14 protein-coding genes are annotated in these 18,607 nt (G+C 74.1%); 3 read left to right on the forward strand and 11 right to left on the reverse strand.

The genetic code is table 11. From position 1 onward, the window contains the following. The first annotated feature begins 115 nt into the window (after nucleotides 1–115). Both ACIP37_RS22385 and ACIP37_RS22390 read left to right on the forward strand, forming a co-directional pair. Nucleotides 116–487, forward strand: a complete 372-nt coding sequence (locus ACIP37_RS22385) for a CU044_2847 family protein (protein ID WP_363581147.1) — start codon at nucleotides 116–118, stop codon at nucleotides 485–487. Next, nucleotides 487–4,800 carry a trypsin-like peptidase domain-containing protein gene (locus ACIP37_RS22390; protein WP_400809316.1) on the forward strand — a complete coding sequence of 1,438 codons (4,314 nt, stop codon included), beginning with the start codon at nucleotides 487–489 and terminating at the stop codon, nucleotides 4,798–4,800. Before ACIP37_RS22385 ends, ACIP37_RS22390 begins: the two co-directional genes overlap by 1 nt. 117 nt (nucleotides 4,801–4,917) lie before the next feature. Here ACIP37_RS22390 and ACIP37_RS22395 read toward each other — a convergent pair whose 3' ends face one another. From ACIP37_RS22395 to ACIP37_RS22440, 10 genes are all read right to left on the reverse strand, one after another. Beyond that, nucleotides 4,918–6,381 (reverse strand): DUF4157 domain-containing protein, encoded by a 1,464-nt coding sequence (locus ACIP37_RS22395; protein ID WP_400809318.1) that lies wholly within the window; start codon nucleotides 6,379–6,381, stop codon nucleotides 4,918–4,920. A gap of 352 nt (nucleotides 6,382–6,733) precedes the next feature. Continuing rightward, nucleotides 6,734–7,552, reverse strand: a complete 819-nt coding sequence (locus ACIP37_RS22400) for a maleylpyruvate isomerase family mycothiol-dependent enzyme (protein ID WP_400809320.1) — start codon at nucleotides 7,550–7,552, stop codon at nucleotides 6,734–6,736. Between the two features lie 122 nt (nucleotides 7,553–7,674). Continuing rightward, the gene (locus ACIP37_RS22405; protein WP_363630900.1) at nucleotides 7,675–8,028 is read right to left on the reverse strand and encodes an antibiotic biosynthesis monooxygenase; all 354 of its coding nucleotides are present in this window, start codon (nucleotides 8,026–8,028) and stop codon (nucleotides 7,675–7,677) included. Nucleotides 8,029–8,108: 80 nt separating this feature from the next. Continuing rightward, nucleotides 8,109–9,353, reverse strand: a complete 1,245-nt coding sequence (locus ACIP37_RS22410) for a beta-ketoacyl-[acyl-carrier-protein] synthase family protein (protein WP_400809323.1) — start codon at nucleotides 9,351–9,353, stop codon at nucleotides 8,109–8,111. After that, complete coding sequence (locus ACIP37_RS22415; RefSeq protein ID WP_400809326.1) at nucleotides 9,350–9,670, reverse strand: phosphopantetheine-binding protein; 321 nt, start codon at nucleotides 9,668–9,670, stop codon at nucleotides 9,350–9,352. The genes ACIP37_RS22410 and ACIP37_RS22415 overlap by 4 nt, the downstream gene beginning before the upstream one ends. Then, on the reverse strand, nucleotides 9,667–10,803 hold the full coding sequence (locus ACIP37_RS22420) for a beta-ketoacyl-ACP synthase 3 (protein ID WP_400809328.1): 1,137 nt from the start codon (nucleotides 10,801–10,803) through the stop codon (nucleotides 9,667–9,669). The genes ACIP37_RS22415 and ACIP37_RS22420 overlap by 4 nt, the downstream gene beginning before the upstream one ends. After that, complete coding sequence (locus ACIP37_RS22425; protein ID WP_400327734.1) at nucleotides 10,800–11,639, reverse strand: SDR family NAD(P)-dependent oxidoreductase; 840 nt, start codon at nucleotides 11,637–11,639, stop codon at nucleotides 10,800–10,802. The genes ACIP37_RS22420 and ACIP37_RS22425 overlap by 4 nt, the downstream gene beginning before the upstream one ends. A 29-nt stretch (nucleotides 11,640–11,668) precedes the next feature. Continuing rightward, nucleotides 11,669–12,766 carry a 3-oxoacyl-ACP synthase III family protein gene (locus ACIP37_RS22430; protein ID WP_400809332.1) on the reverse strand — a complete coding sequence of 366 codons (1,098 nt, stop codon included), beginning with the start codon at nucleotides 12,764–12,766 and terminating at the stop codon, nucleotides 11,669–11,671. Nucleotides 12,767–12,783: 17 nt separating this feature from the next. Then, a complete protein-coding gene (locus ACIP37_RS22435) occupies nucleotides 12,784–14,721 on the reverse strand; it encodes a hypothetical protein (protein ID WP_400809334.1) in 1,938 nt (645 codons plus the stop codon). Then, on the reverse strand, nucleotides 14,718–15,797 hold the full coding sequence (locus ACIP37_RS22440; protein WP_363581125.1) for an acyltransferase domain-containing protein: 1,080 nt from the start codon (nucleotides 15,795–15,797) through the stop codon (nucleotides 14,718–14,720). The genes ACIP37_RS22435 and ACIP37_RS22440 overlap by 4 nt, the downstream gene beginning before the upstream one ends. A gap of 336 nt (nucleotides 15,798–16,133) precedes the next feature. Here ACIP37_RS22440 and ACIP37_RS22445 point away from each other — a divergent pair, with 336 nt between their 5' ends. Then, nucleotides 16,134–17,486: a hypothetical protein gene (locus ACIP37_RS22445; protein WP_363581123.1), complete on the forward strand. Its 1,353-nt coding sequence runs from the start codon at nucleotides 16,134–16,136 to the stop codon at nucleotides 17,484–17,486. 38 nt (nucleotides 17,487–17,524) lie between these two features. Here the strand turns inward: ACIP37_RS22445 and ACIP37_RS22450 are convergent, their stop codons facing one another. Then, nucleotides 17,525–18,586: a hypothetical protein gene (locus ACIP37_RS22450; RefSeq protein WP_400844353.1), complete on the reverse strand. Its 1,062-nt coding sequence runs from the start codon at nucleotides 18,584–18,586 to the stop codon at nucleotides 17,525–17,527. Nucleotides 18,587–18,607 lie beyond the last annotated feature (21 nt).

Consider the following 18,607-nt stretch of genomic DNA (forward strand, 5'->3'; position numbering starts at 1 on the left):
AGCTGACTGACGGTCACGATTCCGGGACGCGGAGGCCGGTAGGCCTTTACGGTGAGCAGGCGACACCTCACAAGCGGTGCTCTGTTCGGGGACTTTGACCAGATCCGGGGGGATCATGGCGTACTTCGTGGAACTGCCCGTCGGCTCGGTGAGCGAGGGACAGGACGTGGTCCGGGTGGAGATCGAGCAGGTCGGGGAAGGGCTGGTGCAGGTCGCCCGGCCCGGACAGGTGGTGGCTCGGGCGACACGCTCGCTCGGGGACATGCTGGCCGGCGTGCGTCCGGTCGCACAGAACTTCATCGAGGGGTTCCGGGGCCTGGCGCACGCCCCGGACGAGATCAGCATCGAGTTCGGCCTGTCCTTGTCGGCCGAGGCCGACGTGGTGATCTCCAGTACCGCCGCGGAGGCCAACTTCAAGGTCTCGCTCACCTGGAACCGGCAGACCGCCGAGGCATCGGCGCCTCCGGCGGCTTCGGACCCGGCCTAGTGTCCGCGTCCCGGGCCGACGCCGTCGACGGGGCCGGGCCCGATGCGCTGGCCTCCGCCGTCGTACGCATCCACGACCGTCGAGGCGTCCCGGTCGGCCTCGGCTTCCTGGTGACCGCCGATCGGATACTGACGTGTGCGCACGTGGTGTCCGCCGCGCTCGGCCTCCCTCCGGGAGCCGAGCCGGACGCCGACGCCCGCGTCGACGTCGACCTCCCGCTGCTCAGCGACCCGCTCACCGACCCGCTCACCGCAGCTGACGGCACAGGCGGTACAGGCGGTACAGGCGGTACGCGCGTTCCCACGACGGTTGAACGGTGGGCGCCCGCCCACCCGCACGGCGCCGGGGACGTGGCCGTGCTGCACCTGTCCGCTCCGCTTCCGGGCGCCCGGCCGATCCGCATGGTGGAGTCCTCCGACGTCTGGGGACACACGGTGCGGGCGTACGGCCTGCCGAGCGGCCGCCCGGGCGGTGTCTGGCACTCCGGTGTACTGAGGGCCCGACAGGCCAACGGGTGGATCCAGGCCGACCTGGCCGCCAACGGCTACCGGGTCTCCCCGGGGTTCAGCGGCGGCCCGGTGTGGGACGAACAGCTCGACGGTGTCGTCGGCATGATGGCGGTGGCGGAGACCGGAGACCCTCCATCCGGCTACTTGATCCCCGCCGAGGGCCTCGCCTCCGTATGGCCGGAGCTTCGCGAACTGGCACTGCCGCCGTCACCGTTTCGAAGTCTGCGCCCGCTTCAGGAATCCGACGCCCCGGTCTTCCACGGCCGTCGGGCGGAGACGGCAGAAGTCACCGCCCTGGTCGCCCGGGAACGGTGGACCACCCTCGTCGGTCCCTCCGGTTCGGGCAAGTCCTCCCTCGCGATGGCCGGCGTCATACCCCGCCTGCACTCCCAGGGCATGACCGCCGTGGTGGTCCGGCCCAACGCCGGCGCGACCCCGCTGTCCGCGCTCGCCGCCGCGCTGTCTCCGCTGCTGGAACCGGATCTGACCGAACTGGAACGCCTAGAACGCCTTCCGGCGCTCACCGGCCTTCTGCGCTCCCAGGGGCTCGGAGATCTCGCAGCTCTCCTGCTGGCCCGCCTCGGCACCGATCAACTGATCGTCTTGGTCGACCAGTTCGAGGAGATGCTCACCGGGACCGACCTGGCGGCTGTCGATGAGTTGGCGGCCGTGCTGTTCGGCCCGTCGCTTCCCCGGACCGTGCACGTGCTCACCACGCTCCGGGCCGACTACCTGGAGACCGCGCTGGCCCATCCGAGTCTTGGCCGGGCCTGCAGCCGACAGGTCTACGCGCTGGGGCCGATGACCGGTGACCAGCTCCGGGAGATCGTCACCGCACCGGTGGCAGCGATTCCGTCGGTGCGCTACGAGGCCCACCTGGTGGACCGCATCCTGACCGATGCGGGCGGTGAGGCGGGTGCCCTGCCGCTCCTCGGCTTCACCCTCGACCTGCTGTGGAAGCGTCAGACGGCCGGGGTTCTCAGCCACCGCGCGTACGAGGAGATCGGTCACGTCAGCGGAGCTCTCGGAGAGTACGCCGAGCAAGCCTGGGACAGACATGTCTCCGCCAGGGAGGAGCCGGCCGCCCACCGGCTCTTCACCCGCCTCGTCCGCGTCCCCCTCGGCTCACCCGGTGCCACCCGCCGGACCGTTCCCCGCCAGGAGCTCGCCGAGGACGAATGGCACATCGCCCAACGCCTGGCCGGCACCCGGCTCCTGGTCATCGATCACAGTGCCGAGGGCGTCGAGACCGTTGAGCTGGCCCACGAGGCCCTGATCACCGCCTGGTCCCGGCTGCGCGACTGGGTCGGCGAGGACCGCGCGTTCCTGGAGTGGCGGGAGTCCGTCCGGCACGACCGCCGGCGCTGGGACCACGCCGGTCAACCCGCTGACCTGCTCCCCACCGGGCCCACCCTCGCCGCCGCCCGCACCTGGCAGCGCGAGCGCGGTGCCGAGCTGTCCGAAGCCGAACGCACCTACCTCGAACTCGCAAGGCGGCACCACCGGGCCCGCGGCCGTCGGCGCCGTACCTTCCGGACCGCCCTCGTCGCGGTGATCACCGTCTCCCTCGCCCTGGGCGTCCTGTTCGCCACGGCCCGCCGCGATGCCGCGGAGCGCCAGGCCGACTCCGACTCCCGCGCCCTCGTCCAGGCCTCCCAGGACGACATGACCTACGACCCGGTACGGGCCGTGATGATGGCCCTCGCCGCGTACCGGACGAAGCCCACGCCGGAGGCCCGGAACCAGCTGATGCGGCAGTACCTCCTCCGGGCCGGCGCGGACTCCCTGTTCTCGGGTATGTCCGGAACCGGCGGGACGTTCAGCACCAGCCGGGACGGTGACGTCGTCCTCTCCCGCGACGCCATGGCCCACGTCGTCCTGTTCGTCCGCGGCCGGGACGGCACCGTCCACAGCCGGCCGGTCCCGGCCGGGTACGCCTTCTACCTGATGGTCTCCCCGGACGGACGCCGCGCCGGATTCGTGACCGACGACGGGGCGGGAGGCTGGTTCGACGTCGACAAGGAGAGCACCACGCCCATCGGCCAGGTGCACCAGCTGCCCCGAGTGGACGGGGTGCTGCAGATCTCCGCGGCTCCTGCCGACGCGACCGCGATGTCGCCCGACGGGCGCTACATCGCGGTTCCGACCCGCGACAGCCTGGTCTGGTGGGATCTGGAGGCGGGGGCGGTCGCCGGCCGCGTTGCCGCACCTCAGGACATGGGAAGCGGGCTGTGGTTCGGCTCCGACGGGCATTCCCTGCTGGTGAAGACCAGCAACGGTGGTACCGGACTGGCCTCCGTGGACATGGCCGGCGGTGCCGCGCGGAACGTGGTGGTGCCTGCTGATCACCAAGGGATCCTGCCCTCCGGGGACCGGGCCACCGTCGCCGTCGTCCGGACCCACGAACCCGGACAGGGCAGCGGCACGAAGAGCACCGTACGACTGATCCGGGTGTCCGACGGATCCGTGGTGGGAAAACCGTACGAAACCACGGAGACGATCGCCCCGGCGACCGAACTGATCGCGGCGAGCGCCGACGGCCACCGGATCGTGATCAACGAAGCCGCCAAACTGACGCTCCTGGACCTCGACCGGGGAAAAGCCGTCGCGTTGGTGGACGAACCGGGCCACCTGTACGAGCACGCATCCGTTCTCCTCTCCACCGGCGGGAAGGAGTATCTCGTCGGTCAGGGACGGAGCTCCATCTCCTACACCGAGATCCCCGCGGGCGAGGAGGACACGGCCGTGGCCGACACCGTCCACCTCAGCCGGGACGGCAGGAAGATCACCATCCGCCTGACGGGCGGCTCCGACCTCGAACTCCGCGAGCCCGGGCTCGACGTCGGAAGGCTCCTGACCAGAACAGCCCTGCCACAGCCCGCCTGGAAGGGCAAAGGCGACCGCCTCCTGTCCAACCGGGACGACACGCTCATCGCGCTCCGGGACGGCCCGAACACCGTCTCCGTCCGTGACGCGTCCACCCTACGAGCGGTCGCCCGCATCGCCGCGGCACCATCCCAGGTCGACTCGGCAGCCGAGGACTTCAGCTACTTCTTCGACGGGGACGACCGCCTGGTGACGGTCTCCGGCACCCAGATCCAGCAGTGGGAGGCCAGAACCGGCGTCCGGTTGGCGCAGTTCGACGCGGCCGCGTTCCATCCCCCGGCCGACAAGCACGGCACGCCACAGATGTACGTCGGCCCGCACTGGCAGGAGGGAAAGCTGACCGTGGTCGTGCACGACGACCCCGTGATCCGTGTCGTCGACATCGGCACCGGCCACACCGTAGCGTCGCTGAACCCGGGCATCACCGACCTGATCGCGGCCCGGTTCGACGAGAGCGGCCGCTACCTGGCCGTTCTCCGCAGGAACAGCGTCGTCGAACTGTGGCGGCCCGACCCCCTGCAGAGGGAAATCGGCCCCCTCCCCACCACCAGCACACCGGGCCAGAACTCGGCCATAACCCGATTCGTCGACGCCCAGGGTCGTTTCATGATCGCGGCCAACAACGCCATCCGCATCTACCAGGTCGGCGGCCCGCCTTCCGTGGACTCCTACGACTTCCGCAACGTGACCGACAACAGTCTGCAGGAGCCGCTCACGTTCCTGGACGCCACCAACGACGGAAAGACCCTCCTCATCCGCACCGAGAACGACTACGTCCACCGGATCGTCCTCGACCCCGACGCTTGGCAGCGGGACCTGTGCCGCATCATCGGCTACCGCTCCTTCACCGCCGATGAACGACGCACCCTGCCAGTCCGGGTACCGGACCGTCCCCTCTGCCTTCCCCCCAAGCCCTGAAGCCGCGGACGGCACCGGATTCGACGCCGACTGCGCGGTGAACGCGCAGATCCGGGCTTCCGCCCGCAACGGACGGACGTGGTGTCGCACTTGTCACCCTCCCGACCGCCCGCGGCGTCACTCCGGCTGCGGGCGGTGGTTGTGGAACAGGACGATCCCCTCCACCAGCCCCTTCTCCACCACCGCCGGGGTGGCGCGCAGCCACTGGAGTGCTTCCGCGCTGGTCGGGGTGTCGACGACCAGCTTGTAGAAGGACAGGTAGCCCGCCACACGTTCCAGGAGCACGCTGTCGGGGATCGGGATCCCCGCCCCGAAGGCGTCGAGGGGATCCCGGTTGGCGGCACGGTAGCTGTCCATCATGTGGAACTCGCCGGCGAGTCGACTGCGCTCGGGCGTGAGCCGGTCCCCGGGGATCGTCTTCAGGATCGCGGAGAGCTTCCCCTGGCTCTTGCTGTAGCCGTCGCCCATGGCGAGTTTGAGCGCCGCGGCCGCCTCTTCGCCGAACGCGCGCAACTCGGTGGAGATCTTCCGCTGCGCCATCGTCTGCGGCTTCTCCTGGGACTTGAAACGGCCGGTGACCGAGTCGAGCGCGTGCTGCATCTCGTGGGTCACGGTCGCGGCGAATTCCCGCAGTTCGAGCGGAGAGGCGTCGTCCTTGGGCGGGGTGATCCTCAGCGCGCCGCCCTCTCCCTCGTTGCTGAGCGCGAACAACGCGCGCGCACTCTTGATGTCCGTCTGCTCGTCGATCTCGATGGTGATGGCGGACTCCTCCAGGGCCTTGAACAACTCCTTGTAGGGGACGCTGAATCGGACACCTTCCTGCTCGCCGGACGCCTGGTGGAGCAGTTCCGCGAAACGGTCCGGCGAGAGGTGCTGCCGTGACCAGTCGGCCTTGGCGTAGGTGATGGCGCGCTGCACGACCGGCGCACCGGGGCGGGCGGCTGGTGCGTCCCCCGTCCTCCGCTGGGCGGGGACAGCGCCGCTCAGCACCCGGGTCGCGTTGGCTTCGGCCTCCCGCTCGAAGCGGTCGGACGGGGAGGAGACCTTCAGGCCGTCGCCGTTGTCGGTGCCCGCGACGGGGCCTTGGCGCTGTTGCACGACGTGCGTCAGCTCGTGGGCGAGGGTGTGCCGGTCCATGCCGCCGTCGCCGATGACCACGTGGTTGCCCGAGGTGTAGGCGCGGGCGCCGACCTCAGCGGCAGAGGCTCGGGCGGCCTGGCCGGTGTGGATGCGGACGTCGGAGAAGTCGGCGCCGATCCGGGCTTCCATCTCGGTGCGGGTGGCGTCGTCCAGCGGCCTGCCGCCCGTGCTCAGGACGTCGTGGACGGTGGACCGCTGTACTGGTGCGCCCGCCCCGACGGCGGCCTGCGGGTGATCGCACCCCGCACCGTGCTGGTGCCTGGACCGCTCGATCACGCGCGAGACCGCGGCGTTGCCGATGCCGCGCTGCAAGGCGAGGGCCGTCTGCGCAGACCCGCCCCCGAGGCTCAGCCCCAGCCCGTCGGCCGCCGGAGCGGCCTTGCGCGGCAGGTCGCGGCGCCGGTGCGGCTCCGACGGCTTGCCGGGGTCTTTCGCGTGCATGGGAACCCCTCCAGAGGCGCGACAGGTGTTCCCTCTGACATATCCGGCCGGACTGTCGTCGCGCAGCACAACGGACGATCGGGCACCGTTCTGTGCTCCAAAGGGCACGGGAGAGGGCCGGGGCGCGCACCCGCGCGTGGGAGCGCCGACCTGCGAGCAGCGCCGGCGCTTGGCAGCCCTGTCGGTTTCACCGTTCGACGGTGATGTCACTTCGACGACGAGCACGGTCTGGTCCGGGAGGAGCGCTCCCTCCGTCTTCGCCGGCTCGGCGGGCACGACGGCCAGGTCACGATGCGTCGGTGTGACACGGGCGTCCCGCGCCCGGCCGGCGGCCGCGTTCAGGGGGCCGCGCTCAGGGGGCCGCGAACAGCCGGGGGAAGCCCGGGGCCAGCCACGGCCTGCGGCCCCAGGCGAGCACCTTGCCCCGGGCGAGGGCGCCGGTGGCGGTGTAGCGGCCCAGCGCGATGAGGAAGAACGCCACCGGCCCGGTGAGGATCGTGCAGTCCGGGCGGCGCGGCGGCTCCTGGCTCACCACGGCGACACCGTCCGTGAAGGTCACCGCGAACCCGTCCAGGCCGCGCACCCGCAGCCGGTAGCAGGCGCTGTGGCCCGCCGCGGCGCGCGCGTCCAGCACCCGGGGCATCGCCGTCCGCAGGAAGGGCATCGTCAGCCCCACGCGGTGCCGGTCGATCGGGTGCGGCCTCCCGAGAGCGAGGGCGATGTCGTAGAGGTGGCCCAGCATGTGGGTCAGCAGGTAGGCGCCGAGGGTGTCCGTGTCCATCGGGCCGAGCGGGGTCAGCACGGGCTCGGTGCCGGCACGCGCGCCGGCCGCCGCCGTGAACTCCCGCGCCTGCCGGGCGATCTCCCCGCCGAGCACGGTCAGGTCCCGCTCCGGCCGCCTGGCCAGCGAGGCCGCGTTCGCGGCAGCCAGCGCACCCGGAGTGCCGTCCCCGTACGGCCGTTCCTCGCCGGCGGCCAAATCGGCCATCAGCTCGTTGGCCATCGCCAGGTGGGCGGCGGCCTCGCCGACCGTCCACTCGGCGCCGGGTATCGGGGTGTCGCCGCGGCCGCCGGCGAGCAGGGCGACGGCCTCGTCGCCGACGGCGGTGACGGCTTCGAAGAGCGCGGTGCGCGCGGCACCGGGGACGTGCTCGGGGAGCGGGAGGGTCATGCTGGTGAAGACTGGCCGACCCCCGCACCGCTGTCCAGACCCGCGACACGGTCCGGTCCCTGACCATCGCGGCCCGCCCGGACGACGAGAGCCGGTCAGCCCGCTATCGGGCCCGCAGACCCCTACACGCGGCTGAAGCCGTGGCTGCGCTCCACTTTCGCCACGTGCAGCGTGTAGTTCTGGTACCACTCGGCTTGCCCGCGCTTCTGCGCCGCGCGGTGCTCGACGTTGCTCCGCCACTCCGTGAGGGCGTCGGCGTCGCGGAAGTACCCGACGGTGATGCCCAGGCCGCCAGGGGTCTGGGCGTGGTCCATCCCCAGGTACCCGGGGATGTCCTTCACCAGGTCTTCCATGCGTGCGCTGGTCTCGCTGTAACCGTTCTGGTCCTGGGTTCGCACCGTCGTGAAGACGGCCAGGTAGTAGGGGGGTTCATAGGCCTCGACGGGCACGACAGGTGCTTCGGGGTGATCACTCATGGCGCCACCGTAAGGCGGGATGCGCCGAACGATCCAGCTCTTTCCTGAACGGCGACGCGCATGACGTCCTCGTCCCGGTGTCAGCTCCCGGGGGTGGCGGCGGGGGCGAAGGCGAGGGCGGTGTTGTGGCCGCCGAATCCGGCCGAGGTGCTCAGTGCGAGGTGGAGGCGCTGGCGGCGGGGGCCGCCGTGGACCAGGTCGATCGCGCCGGTGTCCCGGTCGGGGACGGCGAACCCCGCGGTGGCGGGGACGAGTTGGTGCTGCACGGTGAGCACCGTCAGGGCGGCTTCGATGGCACCGGCGGCGCCCATCGTGTGGCCGAGCGCGCCCTTGGCGGAGGTGACGGACGGGGGGCGCCGGGCGAAGAGCCGGTCGATCAGGCGGGCCTCCGCGGAGTCGTTGAGCGGGGTGCTCGTGCCGTGGGCGTTGACGTGGTCGACGTCGTCGGGGCAGGCGCCGGCCTCGGCGAGGGCCAGCCGGACGGCCGCTTCGAGTCCGCGGGCTTCCGGGTGCGGTGCGACGGGGTGGTAGGCGTCGGTGGCGGTTCCGGTACCGACCAGCAGGGCTCTGGGCGCGGCCTGCCGCAACGTCGCGTCCGGCCGGCGTTCCAGGACGAGGAAGCCCGCTCCCTCGCCGATGACGAAGCCGTCGCGGTCCGCGTCGAACGGGCGGGAGGCGCGGGCGGGGTCGGTGTTGCGGGAGAGGGCCTTCATCCGGGCGAATCCGGCGACGCAGACCGGAGTGATCATGGCGTCGGTGCCGCCGGCCAGGGCGATGTCGCAGGCTCCGGTGTGGAGCAGCAGGGCTGCGGTGTGGATGGCGGCGGCCCCGGAGGCGCAGGCGGTGGCGGTGTGCAGCACCGGGCCCGTCGTGCCGAGCTCGATGGCGAGTTGAGCTGCTGCCATGTTCGGCAGGAAGGCGGGGAGCGCCAGTGCGGACACGGCGGAGGGGCCCAGGGTGCGGAGTCGTTCCGCCGCGTGTTCGTAGCTGCCGACTCCTCCGGCGGCGGAGCCGAGGACCAGGGCGACCCGGGCGCCGTCCCAGCGCGCGGGTTCGAGGCCCGCGTCGGCGACGGCCTCCCGCGCGGCGGCGATGGCGAAGCGGGTGGCGCGGTCCAGCCGCCAGGGCTGGCGACCGCCGACCAGCGCGGCGGAGTCGCCGGGGACCCGGCAGGAGAGGGCGACGGGGAGCCCGGCGAGCGCCGGGTCGGGTGCTGCCGTGCTGCGGGCGTCGAGGACGCCTCGCCAGGTCGGCTCCGCCCCGTGACCGGCCGGGGTGGCCAGGCCGATCCCGGTGACGGCGAGCGGTGGGCGGGACGCGGTCATGCGGCCGGGCCGGCCGGCTGCTCGGGGTCGACAAACGGGTCGGGCTCGACGGGCTCGACGGAGGCGACGGGCCGGACGGGCTGCGCGAGCAGGGCGTGGATGCGGTCGACGAGTTGGCCCACCGTCACGTCGGCGGCGGAGTCGAGGTCGTCGTCCAGGGCGACGCCCCAGTGGTCCTGGAGGGTGACGACGAGTTCGATCCGGGCGAGGGAGTCGAGGTCGAGGTCGTCGAGGGCGGCGTCGTCGCCGATCGTGTCGGAGGGGGTGTCGAACTTCTCGGTGAGCAGGGTGACCAGGTGCTCGCGGACGGGGTTCACGGTGGGCTGACCTCCTCGTGGTCGTGGCCGTGGTCGTGGCGCGGGGGCCGGGGTTCCGGGGCGGCCGTCCGTACGGGTGCGTCCGGCCACAGCAGGGTGGCGGAGGCCCAGGTGAGACCGCCGCCGAAGGCGGTGAGCAGGGTCGGGGCGCCCGGGCGGCAGGCCCCTCGGGCGGCGGCGTCGGCGAGGGCGAGCGGTACGGAGGCGCCCGCCGTGTTGCCGACGTCGCGGATGTTGCCGAAGCGGTGCCGTGGCGGGATGCCGAGGCGGTCGGCGACGGCGTCCAGGATCCGCTGGTTGGCCTGGTGCCCGATGAAGGCCTGGACTTCGCGGGCCTGCCAGCCGGTCGCGACCAGGGCGGCCCCGGCGGAGGCGGCCATCCGGCGTACGGCGTGGGCGTAGACCTGGCGCCCGCGCATCCGGAAGTAGCGGTCATCGCGCCCGGGGGCTTCGGTGGCGGGGAGTCGGGAGCCGCCTGCGGCCACGGTGATCAGGTCGCTCTCGCCGCCGTCGCTGCCCCAGTCGGTCTCCAGCAGGGCACCGGGTTCGGTGGTGTCCCCGGGGCGGAGCACCACTGCGGCGGCGGCGTCGCCGAAGAGCGGTGCGGTGTCGCGGTCGAAGGGGTCGACGATGGCCGAGTACTTCTCGGCCGCGACCACCAGGGGGGTGCGGCAGGCGCCGCTGCGGAGCAGGGCGGAGGCCGTGGCCAGGCCGTAGAGGAAGCCCGAGCAGACGGCCGCGAGGTCGAACGCGGGGACCGGTCCGAGGCCGAGGCGGTGGGCGACCTCCGGTGCGGTGGCCGGGCAGGGGCGGTCCGGCGTGGTGGTGGCCAGCAGGAGCAGGTCCGGGCGCAGGCCCGGGGAGCCGGTGGAGTCGATCGCGGCGCGCGCGGCGGCCGTGGCCAGGTCCCCGGTGCTGACGCCGGGTCCGGCCAGCCGCCGGCGGTGGATGCCGGTCCGGCCGGTGATCCACTCGTCGGTGGTGTCCAGGCCGCCCCGGGCGATGACCTGGGTGTTGGTCACCTCCCGGGGCGGGAGGCTGGAACCGAGGCCGGCGATCACCGCCGTGGCACGGCGACCGGGGGCGGAGGCGAGGGCGAGGGTGGGGGCGGGGACGGGGGGTGGGGAGGTCATGCCGCGGCGAACGGGGAGGGCGGCTTGGGGGTGCCCGCAAGGCCGCCGTCGGGGACCGAGAGGCCGCCGTCCAGGGCGATCGCCTGCCCGGTGAGGAAGCCGGAGGCGGGCGAGGCCAGGAACAGCGCCGCCGCGGCGACCTCCTCCAGTTCGGCCCAGCGCCCCATCGGCACGTGGGCCAGCAGCCAGTCGGTGAGCGCGGCGTTGGTGTGGACGGCGGCCGTCATGTCGGTGCGCACCCAGCCGGGGCACAGCGCGTTGACCCGGATCCCGCTGCGGGCCCAGCCGACCGCGAGGCTGCGGGCGAGGGAGACCTGGGCGGCCTTGGTCGCGGCGTAGACCTCCATCATGGGCGTGCCGACCAGACCCGCGACCGAGGACATCAGCACCAGGCTGGCGCCGTCCGACTGCGCCAGGTACGGGTGGGCGTGCCGGCAGATCGCGGCGGTGGCGTTGAGGTTGACCGCGACCACCTCGTCCCAGACGTGCTGCGGGAGGTGCTGCAGCGGTGCGAGGAGTGTGCTGCCGTCGGGGTTGGTGGGCAGGATGCCGGCGTTGTGGACGACGATGTCGAGGCCACCCAGCGCCTGGGCGGCCTGGTCGACGATGGCGGCCTGCCCGGTGTCGGCGAGGTCGCCGGGCACCAGGACGGGGGTGCCCCCGTAGCGGGCCACCTGGTCGGCGGTGTGCTTCAGCGCGGGCCCGGTGCGGGCGGAGAGGGCGAGCCGGGCCCCGGCCTGGGCGAGCGCGACGGCGACGGCCTGGCCGATGCCGCGCGAGGAGCCGGTCACCAGGGCGCGGCGGCCGTCGAGGCGGAAGCGGTTGAGGATGGTCATGGGGGTGTTCCTCCGGTTCCGGCGGGGCGTCAGTCGGTGGCGTTCCGGGCGGGGGTGTCCCGGGCGGTGCTGTCCTGGGCAGCCCCATCCCGGGCGGTGCTGTCCAGGTCACTGCTGGACCGGACGGGCGCGCGCAGGGAGCGGGCGCCCGTCCAGGTGAGCAGGGCGCTGCCCCAGGTCAGGCCGGCGCCGAAGACGCAGACGAGCACGCGGGCCCGGTCGGCCAGCAGGCCGCGGGCGGCGGCGTCGGCCAGCGCGAAGGGGGCGGAGGCCGCGCCGATGTTGCCCGTGAGGTCTCCGGTGATGTGCAGGCGTTCGGCCGGGATGCCGATCCGGTCCGCGACGGCGCGCAGGAGCAGCGGGTTGGGCTGGTGGGTGATGAAGGCGTCGATGTCCTTGAGGGCGAGGCCGTGGTCGGTGAGGGCCTGGTCGACGAGGCGGGGGAAGATCTCGGCGATGAAGTCGCGCACGACCCGGCCGTCCATGTGGATGTGGTGCAGCCCGGCGTTCAGGCTCTCGGGGCCGGCGGGTATCCGGCTGCCACCGGCGGGGATCAGCACGTGGTGCGCGCCGCGGCCGTCCGAGCCGAGGCGGAAGCCCTGGAAGCCGGCGTCGTCGTGGACGGGGCCCAGGACGGCCGCGGCGGCGCCGTCGGCGAAGAGGACGGCGGTGCCGCGGTGGGCGGGGTCGACGAACTTCGAGTAGGCCTCGACGCCGACGACCGCCGCGTACCGGGCGCCGGGGGTCGTGGCCAGCCAGGCGTGCGCGATCTTGGCCGCGAACAGCCAGCCGGAGCAGGCCGCGCTGACGTCGAGTGCGACGGCGTTGCCGGCGCCGGTGAGGGCCTGGACGCGGCAGGCGGTGGCCGGCCCGAGTTCGTCGGGGGTGGAGGTCGCCGCGACGACGAGGTCGAGCCGGTCCGGCGGGATGCCGGCGGCCTCGCAGGCGGCCAGTACGGCGGCCGCTGCCAGGTCCGAGGCAGCCTCGTCGGGTGCGGCCCGATGCCGTTCGACCACGCCGGTGCGCTCGGTGATCCAGGTGGCCGAGACACCGGCGGGCGGGCCGACCTCGTGGTTGCCCCGGACCTCGGCGGGCAGGTACGTGCCCATGCCCAGGACGCCGGTCATGGGGGGCTTCCTTCGGTTCACGACGTGCTCCCGGTGCGGTCGGAGGAGCCGGTGGAGGAACTGGCGGGGGCGCCGGCAGGGGCGCCGTGGGCGGCCAGGAGCGCGGCGGCGTAGTCGGGCTCGTCGAGGGCGGTGCGGGCGAGGCCCGCCCCGGGGTCGAGGGCGGCCACGATGTCCGGCAGGGCCTGACGCAACCGGTCGCACAGGGCGTCCATGGCGGCGGGCAGGGCGCGTACGGCCGAGGGGGTGAGCACGCCGGTCGCCAGCAGGGGGCCGGCCAGGCGCCGGGCCTGGCACAGGCCGTCGAGCGCGGCGAGGTCGGCCGCCTGCGGAACGGGCCACCCGTGCGCGGCGGTCCCCTCCACCGCGGCCTCGGCCGCGAGCCGGCGGGCCTGGACGTCCCCCAGCTCCAGGGCGTCCTCCAGCAGCGGGTTCCACAGCTCCAGGTCTCGCTGGAGCGAGCCGTGGAGCGCCTCGGTACGGGCCGACGCCGCGGCGGCGAGGTCGTCGGCGAGCCGGTCCTGCAGCGCGGTGACGACCGCGGGCCACCACGCCGCGTCGGTCGGGTCGGCCGAAGACGGGCCCGGGTCGGCCGGGAACCGGCCCGGACCGGCCCTCCGCCGATCGGGGCGTGCCCGCTCCTCGGCGAGGGCGCGGCCGGCGTCGAGCAGGATGAGGGTGTTGTCGCCGCCGGCGTTGTCGAAGGCGCGGGCGAAGCCGAGGTAGCCCGGCAGCCGGTTATGGTCGAAGAGGCCCGACACCCCGCAGCGGTGCTGGAGGGAGTCGACGAGCTCCGCCACGGCCCGGGTGCTGTGCGCCTTGTGGAGGGCGAGCGAGCGGTCGACCGCGGCCCAGGGGGAGAAGGTCATCGCCGTGCCCGGCCCGTCGGAGGGCTTCGCGGCGCGCAGCCCCGCCCACGTGGACAGGGCCGCCCGGGCCGTGCAGCGCAGGGAGAAGGCGGCGGCCAGCGCTCCGACGACGGCGTGCTGCTGGGTGCGGTACTCCAGGACCGGGCTCCCGGGCGCCAGCCGGCCGTGCGAGCGGCGGCCCGCGCTGAACCGCCAGGCCATCGCCGCGCTGCGGCCCGCCAGGCCCGCCATCGCGGACGGCAGGGTGGCCCACAGCCCCTGGCCGCAGCTCAGGGTCCGCTGGAGGCGCGCGTCGGCGCTCGGCTGCGGGTCGTGCAGCACGCCCGTGGCGTCGATCCCGGCCCCGTCCGCCAGCCAGCGGTCGTACGGGATTCGGGCGCCGTGGAACCGGACGAGGCCGTAGGGCAGCGGGAGCGCGCCCACCGGGAGCGGGCCGGAGACGGACACGCCCGGTGCCGGGCGGCCGTCGACCCCCGTGATGTCGACGAGGAAGGAGAACACTCCCCCGTCCCGGGCGCCGGTCAGCAGCCGTGCGCAGACCACCGCCTGCTGGGGCAGGCCGAGCGCCGCGACGGAGGAGAACTTCGCGGCCCGGTGGTCCGGGGTGTGCAGCGTGAACGCGCGGCGGGCCGGGTCGAACCGGGCCTCGGTGCGGATCCCGAGGTGGCTGCCGGCGTCGCCGATCTCGGTGACCAGGAAGGATCCCTTGGTGCGTGCGTGTGCGAGGGCGCCGTCCGGGTCCGCGGCCTTGCCGCCCAGGAGGACCAGCGAGCCGACGCACAGGGTGTAGTGGGAGAGGAAGGTCTGGTAGAGCGATGGATCCGCCAGCGCCGTCGCCTCGCTGAGCGCGGCCAGCAGTTCCGCGTCGGCGACCACGTCGACCGCCGGCGGCAGCGAGGCCGCCAGGCGGGCCAGCCGCCGGTGCGCGCTGACGTCCGTGCGCAGGGCTGCCGCCCCGTGTTCGGCCCGGTGGTCCGCCAGGAGCTGTCCGAACTCCGAGGCCCGCCGGGGAGGGAGCAGCGCCGAGAGGCGGGTCAGGACGTCGATCGCGCCGGCCTCCTCGCCAGGCTTCCGTTCGGTGTTCAAGAGTCCCCCCGTGCGGCCGTCGTGGTCGGGTGGTGGTGGTGCGACGTGCCCTCCCCCGGCGCGGCGGGAGGCGGGCAGGAGCACGGGGGCGGCAGCGGCGTCTGGGGGCCGGTCGGCCACTGGCCGTCGGCGACCGGCGCGAGCGCGTCCTGCCGCGGGTCGATCCTGCGCACGCTGTTCGTCAGCGTGCTGCCGGTGCCCGCCTCGACGACCAGCGAGGCGTCCGCCATCGACGCGCCGAACACCGCAGGCAGGTCGAAAGGCCTGACCAGGCACGCGGACAGCGCGCTCGGCAGATCGCTGTCCGCGCGGTAGAACCGGCCGGCCACCGCCGAGTACACCGGTCGGCGCGGCGGGGACAGGCGCAGCCGCCGGGCGAAGTGCGCGAACGCACCGGCCTCGTGGACGAGAGCCGGGTGGTGGCTCATGAACGGGAGCCGCAGCCGCTGCGCCCCCACGCCGTGCGCCGTCGCCGACCGTTCGACGACGGCGAGCCCGTCGAGCGGGCCGGAGACCACCGTCTCCCCGCCGTGGTTGACGCAGGCCACGACCACGCCCGTGCCCGGCCCGGCGGCCGCGAGCAGCCGGCGGGTTGTGGCCGGGCCCGCGCCCAGCAGTGTCATGCCGCCGCCGTGGCCGGTCAGCAACTGCCCGAGCCGGCAGGCCAGACGGGCCCCGTCGGCGACCGAGCAGCATCCGGCCGCGGTCAGCGCGGGGATCTCGCCGAAGCTGACCGCCAGGAGACGGTGCGCCCGGCAGCCGTCGGCTTCGAGTGCGCGGTGCACCGCCAACGACACACCGAACAGCGCGAGTTGTACGGTCCCGGCCGGCTCGGCGGCCAGCGCGCCGGCACTGAGCGGGGAGTCGCCCGTCAGGTGGGAGCCGCCACCGGAACGGGAGTCGCCGGTCAGGTGGGAGCCGCCTGCCAGCCGGGGGCCGATCGGCGCCACCCCGAACTCGGCGGCGACCACGTCGGCCTCCTCGAAGACCTCGGCGACCGCGCGTGCCAGCGACCCGACGCGGGGAAGCGTCCGCAACAGCGGGGTCAGACTGAAATCCCCCTGCCCGGGGAACATGTGAACGAACTTTCCGGTGGCCGTGGGACTCTGCGGACGCTGCGGGCCGGACATCACGGATTCCGCCTCCACCCTGGGGCACGTTCGAAGGAAACGCCCCGACGCCACCGATGGTGGAGGCTGCGGCCGCCCTCGCGGGCCCTTTTCGACGGCCGGCCCGTCAAGCTTTTCCGGGCGTCAACTTCCCGGGAATTACATCGAGTTGAGAATCCCATTCGGGCATCCCGGCGGCGCTGCGAGCGGATAGCATGGCGGGATGTGCGCAGCGCGACCGCGTACCGCGGAGGCCGGACCGGGCCGCCGTGAGCGCGGCGTCGACGACCCGCCGGGAGAGACATGGCCGTCCGCCGTGTGCCGAACGCCCGCCTTCGCGAACTCCTCGAAGAAGCCCGATGGACCGGAGAGCAACTGGCCCGGGCCGTCAATCAGATCGGCGCCGAATCCGGATGGGCCCGGGCCTACGGGCGCGCCTCGGTGCACCAGTGGCTCACCGGAGCCGTTCCCCGCAAGCCCGCCCCCCACCTGGTCTGCGCGGCGCTGGGCCGTCGGCTCCGACGGCCCGTCACCCTGGCCGACGCCGGATTCGGAGATCCGCCGCCGGACACCCCGGCGCCGGATTCCCCGGCGGTGCTCGCGCGGCTCGCGGCGGCGGCCGTCGCACCCGATCGCCACGGGAACCTCCTCTCCTACCAGCCGCCGCCCGCACCGCCCGCAAGCCCGACCGGCCTGGCCGAAGCCCTGACCGGAGGCCGGACCGAAGCCCCGACCGGCGCGTCGGTACCCGCGGGCGCGAAGGCGCCCCCGCCCCAGCCGGACGCGCTCGCCCTGCTGCTGCCCGTCTTCTCCGCGATCGACCGCGTCCACGGCGGAGGCCAGGCCCGCACCGCACTCGCCGCGTTCCTCGCGACCACGGCGGCGCCCATGCTCGCCGCACCCGCCCCGCCCGTCCGGCACTTCGGCATCCTCGGAGCCACCGCCCGACTGTGCTACCTGTGCGCCTTCATGCACATCGACGACGACCTCAACGGCCTCGCCGGCCAGTACTACCGCCTCGCCCTCGACCTGGCCCGGCACGCCGGCGACACGGCCGCCCAGGCGATGACCCTGCGCGCCATGGCCACCCAGGCCTACGAACTCGGCCACCGGCGCCAGAGCCTGCGCCTGGCGCAGGCCGCCGCCGACTGCCGCATCAGTTCCTCGGCGCCGCGGCTGCGCGCCTCCGTCCTGGGGCAGCTCGCCCTGTCCGAGGCCGCCCTCGGCGATCGGACGGCCGCGCTGCGCCACATCGGCGACGCCCGCGACCTCCTCACGAACGCCACGGGCCCGCCACCGCCGATCGGCGACTACCACCGCGCCTCGTGGGACCACCAGCGGGCCCTCGTCGGAGTCGAACTCGGCGACCCCGCCGGGGCGATCAAGCTCCTGGAGGTGTCCGCCGCCCGCAGGCCCCGGGGCGAGTCCCGCTCCCGTGCCGTCGTCCTCAGCAGACTGGCCGAGCGCCAGCTGGCGGCCGGACACATCGAAGCCGCCTGCGCCACCTGGCACGAGTTCCTCGACGTCTACCCGCTACTGGCCTCCCGCCGAGCCCACCTGGCCAGGGCGCGGATGCCCGGGCTCCTGCTCCCCCACCGCCGGCGGCCGGCCGCGGACCACCTCATCCAACGGGCCACCGCCCTGGGGCGTGCCTGACGATTCGCGCACGCGGCAGCGGCCGAGCCTTCTCCCCGTCAGGGCCGGCGCGGAGTCCGCGCGAGGACGTCGGTCGCGACCTCCGTGACCGTACGGTGGTAGGCCACACTCACCGGCCCCAGGCCGCCGATCGCCCCGACCACGGCGTCCGTCGCGTCGACAGCGCCCTCGGCAGCCCGCAGCGGGGCGATCACACCGACGGTCGCCGCCGCCGCGATCTCCTCCGGCCGCAGGGCGTTCAGACCGTTGAACGCCACGAACGCGCCGGAGCGGATCGTCGCCGCCAGGGTGCTGCCGGCGGAGACCAGCACCAGGTCGCTGGACTCCGCCACCGCACGGACGGCGCGCCGCCGGTCGGAGGAGCGGTAGCACCACTGATCGGGGTGCTGGCCTCGAAGCAGCGGGAACCGCGCGCGCAGCACCCCGAGGATCTCCGCGACCTCCTCGACCGGTGAGCACGGGTGCTGGACGAAGGACAGCCGCTCGGGATCGACGGACCGCAGGGCCTGCGCCCCGGCCACGTCGGGCACCCGGACCCGCCCCGCCTGCTGCACGGCGGGGTCAGCCGCCGGGGCGAAACCGCCACCGCCGAGCACGAGGACCGTGTCCCCGCGAACCTCGTACTGCCGGACGGCGGCCCACGTCGCGGCCGCCCGAGGGCACTCGGCCTGCCCGGCGCCCCCTGCGGACGGGGGAAGCCGGTTCAGGGGCTGGGACGGGACGACCGGGGTCGGCCCGCACGCGGGCGCCGACGCGCAGACGATCAGCCGCCTGGTCCGCACCGTGGCCGACCAGACGCGGACGGCCTCCGCCGCCACCGCCTCCTGGCGGGCCGGAGCGATCACGGCGATCCCCACCACGGCCCCGTCCAGGTCGATGTAGGTCGTGGCGAACAGCCGCCCACCCCGGCCCGCCGGCAGGATCCCGCCGGCACCGATCCGAACGGCGAACCCGCGCTCGTGGAGCCACCCGGCCACGAGCGGGGCCGCCGGGCAGGTCACCGGTCCGCGCGTCGGATGGACGTAGCCGGACAATACGGTGATCGGACCGCCAGGGCCCGATGCCACGTCGGACTGCTCCGTCAACCGGGACCGGTTCATGCCGGCTCCTCCCCAGGGTGG

It is taken from the genome of Kitasatospora sp. NPDC088861 (assembly GCF_044750105.1).
Lineage (GTDB): Bacteria > Actinomycetota > Actinomycetes > Streptomycetales > Streptomycetaceae > Kitasatospora.

Bases quoted from the DNA above. Each gene is read 5' to 3' on its own strand.
- ACIP37_RS22385 (WP_363581147.1), top strand. From the start codon at position 116: ATGGCGTACTTCGTGGAACTGCCCGTCGGCTCGGTGAGCGAGGGACAG.
- ACIP37_RS22395 (WP_400809318.1), bottom strand. From the start codon at position 6,381: ATGCACGCGAAAGACCCCGGCAAGCCGTCGGAGCCGCACCGGCGCCGC.
- ACIP37_RS22400 (WP_400809320.1), bottom strand. From the start codon at position 7,552: ATGACCCTCCCGCTCCCCGAGCACGTCCCCGGTGCCGCGCGCACCGCG.
- ACIP37_RS22405 (WP_363630900.1), bottom strand. From the start codon at position 8,028: ATGAGTGATCACCCCGAAGCACCTGTCGTGCCCGTCGAGGCCTATGAA.
- ACIP37_RS22410 (WP_400809323.1), bottom strand. From the start codon at position 9,353: ATGACCGCGTCCCGCCCACCGCTCGCCGTCACCGGGATCGGCCTGGCC.
- ACIP37_RS22420 (WP_400809328.1), bottom strand. From the start codon at position 10,803: ATGACCTCCCCACCCCCCGTCCCCGCCCCCACCCTCGCCCTCGCCTCC.
- ACIP37_RS22425 (WP_400327734.1), bottom strand. From the start codon at position 11,639: ATGACCATCCTCAACCGCTTCCGCCTCGACGGCCGCCGCGCCCTGGTG.
- ACIP37_RS22430 (WP_400809332.1), bottom strand. From the start codon at position 12,766: ATGACCGGCGTCCTGGGCATGGGCACGTACCTGCCCGCCGAGGTCCGG.
- ACIP37_RS22440 (WP_363581125.1), bottom strand. From the start codon at position 15,797: ATGTTCCCCGGGCAGGGGGATTTCAGTCTGACCCCGCTGTTGCGGACG.
- ACIP37_RS22445 (WP_363581123.1), top strand. From the start codon at position 16,134: ATGGCCGTCCGCCGTGTGCCGAACGCCCGCCTTCGCGAACTCCTCGAA.
- ACIP37_RS22450 (WP_400844353.1), bottom strand. From the start codon at position 18,586: ATGAACCGGTCCCGGTTGACGGAGCAGTCCGACGTGGCATCGGGCCCT.